This is a genomic window from Mesorhizobium sp. B264B1B (assembly GCF_020165765.1).
GTDB lineage: Bacteria > Pseudomonadota > Alphaproteobacteria > Rhizobiales > Rhizobiaceae > Mesorhizobium.
Map to the genome: position 1 here is coordinate 1 of NZ_JAIUIS010000026.1, position 13,560 is coordinate 13,560.

Annotated in this window: 12 protein-coding genes; 2 read left to right on the top strand and 10 right to left on the bottom strand. The window is 64.0% G+C overall.

Annotated features, from left to right (window positions below; all coding sequences use genetic code 11):
* Positions 1–1,008: NAD(P)(+) transhydrogenase (Re/Si-specific) subunit beta (locus LB547_RS31235; protein ID WP_224656083.1), on the top strand; the 1,008-nt coding region annotated here is incomplete at its 5' end.
* A 68-nt stretch (positions 1,009–1,076) separates the two neighbouring features.
* On the opposite strand, the gene LB547_RS31240 is transcribed toward LB547_RS31235, so the two are convergent.
* The 3 genes from LB547_RS31240 to LB547_RS31250 form a co-directional block, all read right to left on the bottom strand.
* Complete coding sequence (locus LB547_RS31240; RefSeq protein WP_140580584.1) at positions 1,077–1,994, bottom strand: hypothetical protein; 918 nt, start codon at positions 1,992–1,994, stop codon at positions 1,077–1,079.
* A 227-nt stretch (positions 1,995–2,221) separates the two neighbouring features.
* Positions 2,222–4,693: a DNA topoisomerase (ATP-hydrolyzing) subunit B gene (gene gyrB, locus LB547_RS31245; RefSeq protein ID WP_140512864.1), complete on the bottom strand. Its 2,472-nt coding sequence runs from the start codon at positions 4,691–4,693 to the stop codon at positions 2,222–2,224.
* 346 nt (positions 4,694–5,039) lie between these two features.
* Entirely contained in the window at positions 5,040–5,609 is a 570-nt protein-coding gene (locus tag LB547_RS31250) for an NADPH-dependent FMN reductase (RefSeq protein WP_140497272.1), read from the bottom strand.
* Positions 5,610–5,840: 231 nt separating this feature from the next.
* Here LB547_RS31250 and LB547_RS31255 point away from each other — a divergent pair, with 231 nt between their 5' ends.
* Complete coding sequence (locus LB547_RS31255) at positions 5,841–7,211, top strand: cytochrome P450 (protein WP_140759303.1); 1,371 nt, start codon at positions 5,841–5,843, stop codon at positions 7,209–7,211.
* Positions 7,212–7,232: 21 nt separating this feature from the next.
* Here LB547_RS31255 and LB547_RS31260 read toward each other — a convergent pair whose 3' ends face one another.
* The 7 genes from LB547_RS31260 to LB547_RS31290 all read right to left on the bottom strand — a co-directional run bounded on the left by LB547_RS31260 (position 7,233) and on the right by LB547_RS31290 (position 13,510).
* Positions 7,233–8,207, bottom strand: a complete 975-nt coding sequence (locus LB547_RS31260; RefSeq protein WP_140559777.1) for a complex I NDUFA9 subunit family protein — start codon at positions 8,205–8,207, stop codon at positions 7,233–7,235.
* Between the two features lie 140 nt (positions 8,208–8,347).
* On the bottom strand, positions 8,348–8,734 hold the full coding sequence (locus LB547_RS31265) for a hypothetical protein (RefSeq protein WP_224655870.1): 387 nt from the start codon (positions 8,732–8,734) through the stop codon (positions 8,348–8,350).
* 239 nt (positions 8,735–8,973) lie between these two features.
* The gene (locus tag LB547_RS31270; RefSeq protein WP_140497264.1) at positions 8,974–9,975 is read right to left on the bottom strand and encodes an Ldh family oxidoreductase; all 1,002 of its coding nucleotides are present in this window, start codon (positions 9,973–9,975) and stop codon (positions 8,974–8,976) included.
* A gap of 103 nt (positions 9,976–10,078) precedes the next feature.
* Positions 10,079–10,888, bottom strand: a complete 810-nt coding sequence (locus LB547_RS31275; RefSeq protein WP_140759305.1) for an ABC transporter permease — start codon at positions 10,886–10,888, stop codon at positions 10,079–10,081.
* Positions 10,888–11,553: an ABC transporter permease gene (locus LB547_RS31280; protein ID WP_140497260.1), complete on the bottom strand. Its 666-nt coding sequence runs from the start codon at positions 11,551–11,553 to the stop codon at positions 10,888–10,890. Before LB547_RS31280 ends, LB547_RS31275 begins: the two co-directional genes overlap by 1 nt.
* A gap of 287 nt (positions 11,554–11,840) precedes the next feature.
* Entirely contained in the window at positions 11,841–12,641 is an 801-nt protein-coding gene (locus LB547_RS31285; protein ID WP_140512875.1) for a transporter substrate-binding domain-containing protein, read from the bottom strand.
* 53 nt (positions 12,642–12,694) lie between these two features.
* Positions 12,695–13,510, bottom strand: coding sequence for an ABC transporter ATP-binding protein (locus LB547_RS31290; protein ID WP_140559774.1), 816 nt, complete (start codon positions 13,508–13,510; stop codon positions 12,695–12,697).
* Between the last annotated feature and the right edge of the window lie 50 nt (positions 13,511–13,560).

The window sequence follows — 13,560 nt, forward strand, 5'->3', positions numbered from 1 at the left end:
CTGGGTGTGGCCATCGGCGCCATCACCTTCACCGGCTCGGTCATCGCCTTCCTGAAGCTTGACGGGCGCATGTCCGGCAAGCCGATCATGATCGGCGGCCGCCATTTCATCAACATCGCGCTTGGCATCGCCTTGGTCGTGCTGATCGTGCTTTTGGTCACCACCGAATCGAAGCTCGTCTTCTGGCTCATCGTTGCCGCATCGCTGGTGCTGGGCGTGCTGCTCATCATCCCCATCGGCGGCGCCGACATGCCGGTCGTGGTGTCGATGCTCAATTCCTATTCGGGCTGGGCGGCGGCCGCACTCGGCTTCACGCTCGGCAATCTGGCGCTGATCATCACCGGCGCCCTGGTCGGCTCGTCGGGCGCCATCCTGTCCTACATCATGTGCAAGGGCATGAACCGCTCCTTCATCTCCGTCATCCTCGGCGGCTTCGGTGGTGAGACTGCGGCCGCGGGCGCTGATGATGGGATCGAGCGCACGGTCAAGCAGGGCTCGGCCGACGATGCGGCCTATCTGATGATGAACGCGCAGAAGGTCATCATCGTGCCGGGCTACGGCATGGCCGTCGCGCAGGCGCAGCATGCACTGCGCGAAATGGCCGACAAGCTCAAGGCCAATGGCGTCGACGTCAAATACGCCATCCACCCCGTGGCCGGCCGCATGCCGGGCCACATGAACGTGCTCTTGGCCGAAGCCAACGTGCCTTACGACGAAGTGTTCGAGCTCGAGGACATCAATTCCGAATTCGCGCAGGCCGACGTCGCCTATGTCATCGGCGCCAACGACGTCACCAACCCGTCGGCGCGGGATGACAAGTCCTCACCTATTTACGGTATGCCGATCCTCGACGTCGACAAGGCGCGCACCTGCCTGTTCGTCAAGCGCTCGCTCGGCTCCGGCTATGCCGGCATCGACAACACGCTGTTCTACAAGGACGGCACCATGATGCTGCTCGGCGACGCCAAGAAGATGACCGAGGAAATCGTCAAGGCCATGGATCACTGACCCGGTCACATCGTCCGCATGAAGAAGCCCGGCTCGCCGGGCTTCTTCATGCGGATTTCAGACGATGTTCAACGGCTGGTCAGGAACACAGCCTCCTCGTCGTCGCGCTGCCTGCCGCCGAGGGCGGCCGCGGCGCTGGCGATGAAGGCGCCGATGACCAGCGACAGGGCGCCGAGGAGCGCAAATGTGGCGCTCGCCTTCCTGGCGGTATCGGCCGCCTGCTGGGCCTTGGCCTTGGCGTCCTGCGCCTTTGCCAGCAGCGTATCGACACGCGTCTTGGCGTCTGCTTCCGACAGGCCGGTGCGTGCCGCGACCAGCTGCGACAGGTATGTCTTGTCCTCGGGCGAAACCTCGCCAGCCGCAGCGCTGGCGACCAGGATGCGCGATGCCTGCGCCGCCGCCGCCGCGTCGTTTTGTGGATTGGCTGCCGCCAGTCTCGCCGCGTCCGCCGGCCTGAACAACGAGTCCACCAGATAGGATGTGGCATTGTCCGTCGATGCCCCGCCTGCATTGGCCGATGCACCGGCCGAAGCGCCCTGGGCGGCGCCGGCGGCCACGCTGGATACAGCCTGGACGCCGGAACCCACAGCCGCCGACAGCGCCGAGCCGAGCACGCCGAGGACCAGCAGCGTCGCCAGCGCCCATGCCAGGAAGCCATGAGCCGTATCCCGGAAATAAACCTCGTCGGTATGCACGCCCACCCATTTGGTGCGCAGCCGGCCGGCAAGATAGCCACCGAGGCCGGATGACAGCCATTGCACGACGATCAGCCAGACCGCGGTCGAAACCGCGAAGCTGGTGATAGAGGCGCTTGAGCCCGACCATGGCGAGACCATGCTCAACCCCAGGCCGGAGCCGAGCAGCATCAGGATGAAGGTCAATGTCGAGGCGGCGAAGGCACCGGCGATGATCGGACCCCAGCTGATAGCGGTGGCGGACGATTCCACCGCGCCGGGATCATCCGTGATCGACAGGGTGGACTGCATGACAGCCCCCTATCGCGCGAAAAGCATGATGAGAAGGATGATCGGGATTGGAACCCCGAGTAACCAGAGCAAGATGCCGCGTCCCATGGGAGCCTCCTTCGCCAGGAATTGTGATCGATACTGTCACAATGCTGGAAAGAAGCTTCCGTTCCGGCGGTTCGAATGAATCTCGCAAGGGAAACACTGGCGCGACCGACGCGCGCCAATGGTCCCGGGATGACTCCGGATTAAATGTCCAGATTGGCCACCGACAGCGCGTTGTCCTGGATGAACTCGCGCCGCGGCTCGACCTCGTCGCCCATCAGCCGCGAGAACAGGCTGTCGGCGTCGGTGGCGTCGTTTACCTTGACCTGCAGCAGCGAACGCACGTTCGGATCGAGCGTGGTTTCCCAAAGCTGCTCGGCGTTCATCTCGCCCAGGCCCTTGTAGCGCTGCATGGTCAGGCCCTTGCGGCCGGTCGCGAACACCGCGTTGAGCAGTGCCAACGGTCCCGAGATGGGTTCCGAAACATCCTTGCGGCGCAGCACGGGCGGCGCTCCATAGACGTCGCTGAGCCGCTGCGCGTAGCGGTCGAGCTGTCGCGCATCGGCTGAATTGATCAGCGCCATATCGAGATGGGCGTATTCCTTGACGCTGCGCACCGTGCGTTCGAAGACATAGCCGCCGATACCCTCATTCGAAGTCGACATCCGGCCGGTCCAGCCGCGCTCGGTGTCCTCGGCAATGATGTCGAGACGTTGCGCGATCCGCTCCGCCATCGCATTGGCGCGGCCAAGATCGGCGACGACGTCGGCATTGAGCCCGCCGGCGATCGCCGCCTGCTCCACGACGCCTCTGTTGTAGCGCGTGTGCAGGCCGTTGATCAGCTGGCGCACCGCGAGCGCATCGTCGATCGCCGCCCGCAGGTCCTGTCCGGCGCGAACCTCGCCGGAGCCGAGCGTGAGCGAGGCTTCTTCCAGTCCCGAGCCGATCAGGAATTCCTCGAACGCGCTTTCGTTCTTGATGTATTGCGAGCTCTTGCCGCGCGTCACCTTATAAAGCGGCGGCTGGGCGATATAGAGATGGCCGCGTTCGATCAATTCCGGCATTTGCCGGAAGAAGAAGGTGAGCAGCAACGTCCTGATATGCGCGCCGTCGACATCGGCGTCGGTCATCAGGATGATCTTGTGGTAGCGCAGCTTGTCGGCGTTGAATTCGTCCTTGCCGATCGAGGTGCCGAGCGCGGTGATCAGCGTGCCGATCATGTCGGAACTGAGCATGCGGTCGAAGCGGGCGCGCTCGACATTGAGGATCTTGCCGCGCAGCGGCAGGATGGCCTGGTTCTGGCGCGAGCGGCCGCCCTTGGCGGAGCCACCGGCCGAGTCGCCCTCGACGATGAAGATCTCGGACTTCGCCGGATCGCGTTCCTGACAGTCGGCAAGCTTGCCGGGCAGCGAGGTGACGCCCAGCGAGGTCTTGCGGGTGATGTCGCGCGCCTTGCGCGCGGCCTCGCGCGCCGCCGCGGCCTGGATCACCTTCTCGACCACGACCTTGCCTTCGCTCGGATGTTCTTCGAGCCAGGTGCCGAGCGCCTCGTTGACCAGCCCTTCGACCACGGGCCGGACTTCCGAGGAGACCAGCTTGTCCTTGGTCTGCGAGGAGAATTTCGGGTCGGGAACCTTGACCGACAGCACTGCCGTCAGCCCCTCGCGGCAATCGTCGCCGATCAGCGAGACCTTTTCCTTCTTGGTCAGGCCCGAGGAATCGCCATATCCGGTGATCTGACGCGTCAGGGCGCCGCGAAAACCGGCGAGATGGGTGCCGCCGTCGCGCTGCGGGATGTTGTTGGTGAAGGCCAGCACATTCTCGTGGTAGCTGTCGTTCCACCACATGGCCACTTCGACGGTGATGCCGTCGCGCTCGGCCCTGATGGCGATCGGTTTGTCGATCAGCGGTTTCTTGACCCGGTCGAGATATTTGACGAATTCCTCCAGGCCGCCATCATAGTGCAGCTCATGCCGCACGACGTCGGCGTGGCGGGCGTCGGTCAGCACGATGCGCACGCCCGAATTCAGGAACGCAAGCTCGCGCAGCCGATGCTCCAGCGTGCCGAAATCGAATTCGACCATCGTGAAGGTCTCGGACGACGGAAAGAAGGTGATCTCGCTGCCGCTGCGGCCTTCATAGGTGCCGGGCTGCTTGTCCTGTTCATAGCTGCCTGTGACGCTCAGCGGCGCGTCGGCATTGCCGTGTGTGAAGCTCATCTCGAAAATCTTGCCATTGCGGCGGATCTTGAGCTTCAGCCAGGCCGACAGGGCGTTGACCACAGAGACGCCGACGCCGTGCAGGCCGCCGGACACTTTGTAGGAGTTCTGGTCGAATTTGCCGCCGGCATGCAGCTGCGTCATGATCACTTCGGCTGCCGAAATGCCTTCGCTGGGATGGATATCGGTGGGAATGCCGCGCCCATTGTCGATGACGGTGACCGAACCGTCGGGATTGAGCGTCACCGTGACGAGATCGGCATGACCGGCCAGTGCCTCGTCGATGGCGTTGTCGACGACCTCATAGACCATGTGATGCAGGCCCGAACCGTCATCGGTGTCGCCGATATACATGCCGGGCCGTTTGCGGACGGCATCCAAGCCCTTCAAAACCTTGATGGAATCTGCGCCGTATTCGGCTTCGGCGCCGTTGGCGTTCTCAGTCTGGTCGCTCATGAAAACCTGTTGTCTAGAGGCGGCTGGTGGAGCGCGAAAAATCGCCCCCGAATCGCGCTTTCAATATTGCCTAGATATAGGCGTTAAAGGTGGTTTTTCCAAGGTTTGCAGGCATTTCCGGGCGGAAAAGCGCACCGTCGGCCAGCTATTGGCGAGAGGCTTTGACCTTAGCCAGCCGGTCGCGCAGGAATTTTGATCGTGAACTTCTATCTTGGCGCCGGCTGCCGCGATGGCGGCCATCAAAAGCATCAGCAGCAAAGCGCATGGCAAACGCAGGCCGAACCGCCCACGGTTCGGTCGTTTGCCGACATTCCGCCTGTCTACGGCGCGGGCGAGCCGGCTTGCATCAGCCGGCGCGCATCGGCTTCAGCGCCTCGCTCCAGCGCAGCAACTCCTCCAGCATGGTTCTTGCCCCGCCCTGCACCTGCTCGCTCGCTTCGAAGGAGCCGTCGGTCCCCAGCAGCTTCTGGTACAGCGGCAGCGCGATGCCTTCCGGAACCGGCATGACGCCGACGGAGGTCAGCAGCGGCTTGAGCGCCTGTGCCGCGCGCAGGCCACCGGAAACGCCGCCATAGCTGAAGATGGCGGCGGGCTTGTATTTCCATTCGCGCGAGAGATAGTCGATCGCGTTCACGATGGCCGGTGCGACGAAGTAATTATATTCCGGTGCCACGAAGACGAAAGCGTCGGCGGCATCGACGGCCTTCGACCAGGCCTTGGTATGATCGTTCAGGTAGTTGCCGAGCCTGGGATGGTGCGGCTCGTCCAGCACCGGCAGATCGAAGGCGGCGATGTCGGTCAGCACCGGTTCGAACTTGCCGTGCTCGCGCGCGAACCGCTCCAGCCAGTGAGCGAAAACCGGCCCGGCCCGGCCCGGCCGGGTGCTGCCGATGATGATGTTCAACTGGTGCTTCAAGGCGGGCTCCTTCGATTGACGGTATCTGTTGGTGACCGTGACCTACGGCAGAGCGCCGTCATGGACAAGACCGCGCCGTTTGGCGAGCGGTCACAATCAGATGATGGGAGCATCGCTCCGTCCCGTCGGGGCACGGGCTTTTATCGTCAGGCCACATGGACGCGCCGTGCGTCAGTCACTACATCGAACGGAGGCAAGGACTAGCGCGACGCGCTTGCCAGCGGAGCAGCCATGGACACTCAGCCCGCCCCCTTCGTTCCGCCGGCGCCGAGGCCGCGCACATCGCCGCCCTCGACGCTGGAGATGATGCGCATCGTCTACCGCAACCCGCTCGAGCTGTGGGGAGAGCCGACCTACAACGAGCCCTGGATCTCGGTGAACGGCGTCGGTGGACCGCTGGTCATCGCCAATGACCCGGGGCTCATTCGCCATGTCCTGGTCGACAATGCCAGGAACTACAAGATGGCGACGGTGCGCCAGCTCATCCTGCGGCCGATCCTGCGCGACGGCTTGCTGACGGCCGAAGGCGAGGTCTGGAAGCGTTCGCGCAAGGCGATGGCGCCGGTGTTCACGCCGCGTCACATCTTTGGTTTCGCGGGACCGATGCTCAAGCGCACGCTTGAATTCTCCTCCCGCTACGAGGATGGCGGCATCTCCGACATTGCCCACGACATGACGCTGCTGACCTACGACATCCTGGCCGAGACGCTGTTCTCCGGGGAAATCGCGGGGGAGCCGGGCAGTTTCGCCAAGGAGATCGACCGGCTGTTCGAGACCATGGGCCGCGTCGATCCGCTAGACCTGCTGCGCGCGCCCGAATGGCTGCCGCGGCTTACCCGCATCCGCGGCCGCAAGACCATGGCCTATTTCCGCAAGATCGTCAGCAATACGGTCAAGATACGCGAACAGAGACTCAGGCGCGATGCCGATGCCGTGCCGCAGGATTTCCTGACCCTCCTGCTCAAGGCCGAGGGGCCGGACGGGCTGACACGCTCGGAAGTCGAGGACAACATCATCACCTTCATCGGTGCCGGCCATGAGACCACGGCGCGAGCCTTGGGCTGGACGCTCTATTGCCTGGCCGAGGCGCCATGGGAGCGGGAAAAGATCGAGCGCGAGATCGATGCCGTGCTGGCGCGCGAGCCCGATCCGACCAGATGGCTGGACGCCATGCCGCTCACCCGCGCCGCCTTCGACGAGGCGCTCAGGCTCTATCCGCCGGCGCCGTCGATCAACCGCGAGCCGATCGAGCCGGAGAACTGGAGGGATCTCCACATCCCGGGGCGCGCGGCCGTGCTGGTCATGCCTTGGGTCGTCCACCGTCACAGGAAGCTGTGGGACAGGCCGGACGCGTTCATGCCGGAGCGGTTCCATCCGGGCAACCGCGAAAAGATCGACCGCTTTCAGTATCTGCCGTTCGGCGCCGGGCCGCGCGTCTGCATCGGCGCCAGCTTCGCCATGCAGGAAGCGATCATCGCGCTCGCCGTCCTGCTGTCGCGTTTCCGCTTCGATTCCATCGCGCAAACCAGGCCGTGGCCGGTCCAGAAGCTGACCACCCAGCCGCAAGGCGGGCTGCCCATGCGGATCACTTCGCGCCTGTAATCGCCCGCCGTCGGCCTATGTTCAGACCGCCGGTTTGCGCTGGAACTGGCCGGCCGCGCGAAAACGCCAGAGATAGCTTGGCAGGATCGTGCCGAGCGCCTGCGGCTGGATGCCGAGGCCGGCAAGCGTGCGGTTGGCCCTGGCGGCCTCCTCCGACACGACATTATGCTCGCGCAATTGCAGCACCTGGTCCTTGGTCAGCAGCGGGTTGGGCAAGAGCCCCAGGATCGACGCCTGCAGGTTCGCCACCCACCACGGCACCGGAACCAGTAGGCGCTTGCGCTCGATCACCGCGAGCATTTCCTGCATGCTTTCCTTGAAAGTAAGCACCTGCGGGCCGCCAAGCTCGTAGATCTGACCGCCCTTGACCTTGCCATCGACCGAGCGCGCCACCGCTTCGGCGACGTCGCCGACATAGACCAGCTGGAACTTGGTGTGGCCGCCGCCGATCAGCGGCAGTGCCGGCGAATAACGCGCCATGTTGGCGAAGCGGTTGAAGAAACTATCTTCCGGTCCGAAATTGATCGACGGCCGCAGGATCACGGCGTCCTTGATCGTCTCCAGAACGGCCTTTTCACCAAGCGCCTTGGTGCGTGCATAGTTGGATGCGGCTTCCAGGTCGGCGCCCAGGGCCGAAATATGGGTCAGGCCGGCGCCCGCTGCGCGTGCCGCTTCGGCCACGGCGCGAGCGCCGAATTCGTGCACGGCCGTGAATTTCTGCCGCCCGCTCTCATGCAGCACGGCAACCAGGTTGACGACATGATCGGCGCCCTGCACGGCGCGATCGACCGACCAGCGCACGCGCACATTGGCCTGCACGGGCTGGATCTGGCCGACATTGCCGAGCGGCTGCAAATGGCCGGCGAGATCGGGCCGGCGGCAGGCGACCCTGATGCGATAGCCGCGCTTGGCCAAGGCCCGCACCACGTGGCGGCCGACAAAGCCCGACCCGCCGAAAATGACGACGAGCTTGGGGGTCTGCAGGATTTCGGTCATGGCTGGCTCCGGCGCTCGAAAGCTTGGCTGAAGCCGTTTCATAATCCGTTTCGCGTCAAACGCAAAGGGTGACGCGTCGTCGCTGTGAAGCGGCTTTCCCAGGAAAAACAGCTTGGGAATTGCATCAGGACAAATGCGCTTCAGAACGCCTTGCCTGACGCAGAAAACCCCGCCGAGGCGGGGTTTTCCGGATGACATCCATGCGAAGCCAGGGGCCGACGGAGCGGCCTGACCTGAGACGGTATCAGGAGGGCGTGAAGCAAGTACGCCCACCCCAGCCCTGGACATCCGACATGGTGCCACCGACCTTCTTGCAGGCCGCGATGAAATCGGTGCTGCAACTGGCGAATTTCGCGTGACCGTTCTTGCAATAGTGGGTCCTCGGTAGCGCCGCCGCCCGGCGCGGCAATGACGCCTGGACTGGACGGCTTGACCGGCGCGGCCTTCAGGTTGGCCGCCTGGGTCGCGCCCATGAACGAGCCGAGGAGAAGGACTGCGGTCAGAATGGTTGTCTTGGTGCTGGTCATGGTGGTATCCTTTCATTGAGGTTGGGCTTTCCGGGACGCGAAGGGCATGCCTTGGCGTGGAGCAGGTTTCGATGTGACTTGCTGTTCCCCCGGTCTGAATCGGGCAAGCTCATCCTGCCCTGGACAGGCATTGGTCGCCCCGACGCTCGAAAAGGTTCAGACCGCGCGCCAAAAAAAACACGCATGGCCATGCCGCGGGCAGGCGCCGGCAGCTGATGAGCTGAAAAGAAGAATTTATTTCAGGCCGAATAGCGCTCGGCGAATTCGGAAATGCGCTGCACCACGGCCTTGGAGACCTTGATGCCCCGTGCCGCGGCCTTCTCCGCCGCCTCGGCCCGGGAGCGGCCCGGTATGTGCACGCCGTAGCGCCGGCGCAGCCGGTCGAGCTGATCCTTCATCCGCTGCTCGAAATCCGGATCGAGCAGCTTGGGCTCGACGGCCAGCACGAACAGGCCGGTGCCGGGATTGTCCGGGCCGCCGGTGAACCAGGGCGCATCGAGCGACCAGTTTGCCCCCGACAGACCCGCCGCCAGCACCTCGACCATCAGCGCGATGTTGGCGCCGCGCTGGCCACCGAAGGCGAGCATGGCCCCCTTCATGGCTGCGGCCGGATCTGTAGTGGGATTGCCGCTGGCATCGAGCGCCCAGCCTTCGGGGATCTTCTTGCCGTCCTCGGCCGCCTTGCGGATATTGACGAAGGCGGTGGCGCTCGATGACTGGTCGATGACCAGCGGCGGGCCGTCGGCGGCGGGTGCGGCGAAGGACATCGGGTTGGTGCAATAGACCGGCTTGACCGAGCCCGAACCGGCAAGCACGGCGGGACCGTTGGTGGCGGCGAAGGAGACCAGCCCCTGCGCTGCCAGCCTTCCGGTAAAGTAGCCGAGGGCGCCGCATGTATAGGCATTCTTCTGCGAAAAGATGGCGACGCCGAACAGTCTTGCCGCCTTGGCGAGCTCGTCGAGCGTGCGGTCGAAGCCGGTATGCGCCAGCCCGCCTTGCGCATCGGAAAGATAGACTGCGAGCGCCGGCCGGGTGATCACCGGCTCGGCATTGCCGTCGATGCGGCCGGCCTCCAGCGCTTCGAGATAGTCGATGAAATGCGACAATCCGACGGTCGAGAGTCCTTCTGCCTCGGCCGATATGATCGAGGCGGTGAGCGATTGCGCCGCTTCCTCGTTGGCGCCCGCACCCAGCGCCGCCATGCGGCACAGCCCGGTTGCCTGTTCGAGACTGAGTTGCATGGCGACTGCCTTTAGTGAGTGGTGAGTGGTGAGTAGTGAGTAGTCAGCAATGGGTGGTGGCGGCTAGCCACTTCCTACTCACCAATCCCTACTCACTAGGTCCCTAGCCGATCTTGTTCGGAATCCGCGCCTCGATCCTGCCGAAGGCGAAGACCAGAATGCCGGTGATCGCCATATAGATCAAGGCAAGCAGCAGCAAGGGCTCATAGGTGAGGTAAGTGTCCTGTCTGACCTTCGACGAAACGGCGAAGATGTCGATGACGCTGATGGTCGCCACCAGCGGCGTCGATTTCAGCTGCAGCACGGTTTCCCCCGTCAGCGTCGGCAGCGCCCGGTAGAAGGCCTGCGGCAGCCAGATACGCCGGAAGATCTTCCAGCGGCTCATGCCGAACGCACGTGCGGCTTCGAGCTGCCCCTTCGGCACGCCGGCAAAGGCGCCGCGCATCACTTCGCCCTCGTAGCCCGCGAATGAGAGCGTCAGCGCCAGGACGGCATAAGGCCATGCCTGCCTGAGATAGGGCCACATCCAGGATTCGCGGATCCACGGATATTGCGGAAACAACGAACCCAGCCCGTAGTAGAGCAGCCACAGCTGTAACAGCAGCGGCGTTCCCCTGATGACGGTGCAGAAGACCTTCGCCGGCGCCGCGAACCAGATCGGGCCGCCAGCCTGTGCCAATCCGACCGGCACCGCGATCAGGAAGCCCAACAGGCAGGTGACGGCCAGGATCCACAGCGCGCGCCAGATGCCGAGCAGGGCCAGGCCGTAATATTGCGGCAGCCAGTCCCAGCGCATGAAGAAGGCCGCGGACAGCACCAGCCCGAGCGCAATCAGGATCAGCACGATACGATGCGGCTGCAGCCAGAGCGAGGTGCGAGCCGCGCTGTTGATGATGGCCGCTTCGCTCGCCATCAGCGCGCCTCCTTGATCGACGGCATGCCGCGCCGCGCCCATTTCTCGACGCGACCAAGGACGAGGTTCGAAAACAGCGTCACGGCCAGATAGAGCATGCCGGCCGCGAGATAGAATATCAGGTAGGCCTTGGTGACGCCCGCCGCCTGCCGCGTCGCCAACGTCAGTTCGAAGAAACCGACCACGGCCAGCAGCGCCGTATCCTTGGTGGCGATCAGCCAGAGATTGGCGAGACCCGGAATGGCGAAGGGCAGCATTGCCGGCAACGTGATGCGCCGCAAGAGAAGGCCGGGAGACATGCCGTAAGCGCGGGCGGCTTCGATCTGGCCTTGCGGGACGGCAAGGATGGCGCCGCGTATGACCTCGGTCGAGTAGGCGCCCTGGACGAAACCGAGCACCGCGATGCCGGCCACCAGCCCGCTGATGTCGACCCGCTGATAGCCCATGGCGGTCAGCATCTGGTTTATCAGGTCGGTACCGGCGTAGTAGAGGAGCAGGATCAGCACCAGTTCCGGTACCGCGCGCACGATGGTCGTGTAGACCGCCAGCAGGTCGCGCACCACGGGGCCGCCATAAAGCTTGCCATAGGCACCGCCGGTTCCGATCAACAGTCCGACGATCGTGGCGCCGACGGCGATCTCAAGCGAATGCAGCAGCCCAAGCATGAGCGTCCCGCCCCAGCCGACGGGCGCGGGCGACAGGAGTTCGATGATGCCGGCCGCAGAGGCCGGAAGAAATGAATCGATCAGCTTCGCCCCCGGATTGCTGGCTCAATCCGCCGGCGCAAGCCGCCGGCGGCAAGGGTGCGTGGGAAAGGTCGGGTTGGAGGACTTGGCGTCAGTGCCTTGTCTTCCAGCCCATGCGATGGTCGTCAGTCCGACTGCGTGGCACCGCCGCGTCAGTCCGGCTGCATGGCATCGCCACGTCAGTTCGACTGCGTGGCATCGCCACGTCAGTTCGACTGCGCGCCGCTGCCACCATATATGTCGAAATCGAAGTATTTCTTCGAGATCTCGTCATACTTGCCATTGGCGCGGATCGCCTTGATGCCGGCGTTGATCTTTTCCTTCAGCTCGGTGTCTTCCTTGCGCACGCCGGCGCCAACGCCCGGTCCGAGCACTTCGTCGTCCGGAGCCACCATGCCCTTCAGGTCGCAGCAGGCTTTGCCCTGGTCGGTCTTGAGGAACTCGCCAAGCGCGATGGAATCGGCCTGGACCGCATCGAGGCGCCCGGCGGCAAGGTCGTTGTTGGCCTCGTCCTGCGTCTGGTACTCCTTGATCTCGGATGCCGTGGCGCCGAAATGCTTCTTGGCGTAGACGGCATGCACGGTCGATACCTGGACGCCCAGGATCTTGCCCTTGAGATCGTCCGGCGCGGAGCCGAATTTCTGGTCCTTCGGTCCGATGATCGCCGTCGGCGTGTTGTAGTACTTATCCGAGAAGTCGATCGTCTTCTTGCGTTCGTCGGTGATCGACATCGAAGAGACGATAAGGTCGATCTTCTTGGTGGTCAGCGCCGGGATGATGCCGTCCCAGGCGACGGGCGTGATGACGCAGTCGAGCTTCTCCTCGGCGCAGACGGCGTCGATGAACTCGATCTCCCAGCCGACCCATTTGCCCGAAGCATCCGGCGAGGTGAACGGCGGATACGGCTCGGCGGCGATGCCGATCTTGACCGGATCGGCCTTGGCTACGCCCATGGCGGCGACGCCGAGCAGCAGCGCTGCGGCGAACGTCTTCAGAACAGTCTTCATTTCACGACTCCCAGTTTGTTGTTGGTTCCCGGTTTTCTTCCGCCCTCGGTTTGCTAGCCGATGTTGCGAATGAATTGCTTGAGCCTTTCGGATCTGGGCGCGCCGAAGATCTGCTCCGGCGGGCCTTCCTCCTCGACCAGTCCATTGTAGAGATAGACGACATGCGTCGCGACCTCGCGCGCGAACTTCATCTCGTGGGTGACCAGCACCATGGTGCGGCCTTCGCGCGCCAGATCGCCGATCACTCTAAGCACCTCGCCGACCAGTTCGGGGTCGAGCGCCGAGGTCGGTTCGTCGAACAGCATGACGCGCGGATTGATCGCCAATGCGCGAGCGATCGCGGCGCGCTGCTGCTGGCCGCCCGACAGGTAGGCCGGATAGACATCCCGCTTTTCGGCGAGGCCGACGCGGACGAGCAGTTTTTCGGCCTGGGCGATCGCCGCGTCGCGCTTGACGCCCAGCACATGCACGGGAACCTCGATGACGTTCTCGATCAGCGTCATGTGGCTCCACAGATTGAAATTCTGGAACACCATGCCGAGCTTGGAGCGGATGCGTTCGATCTGCTTGCGGTCGGCCGGCACGGTATGGCCGTGGCTGTCGGCCTTCAGCTTGATCTCCTCGCCATTCACGCGAATGATGCCGCTGGTCGGATTCTCCAGGCAGTTGATGCAGCGCAACAGCGTCGATTTGCCTGAGCCCGAACCGCCGATGATGGCGATGACCTCGCCGTCGCGCGCCGACAGCGAGACGCCCTTCAGCACGTGCAGCTCACCGAATTTCTTGTGCAGGTTCTCGACGTGGATGGCTTCGGCGGCGCCATTTTGCGCCTCACCGGATGGGGCTGCGGCAACTCCCGCCGTGCTCAACAGGTGACCTCCGTGTAGTCGATGGCAGCTCGTCGAACGTCTACCCGGCT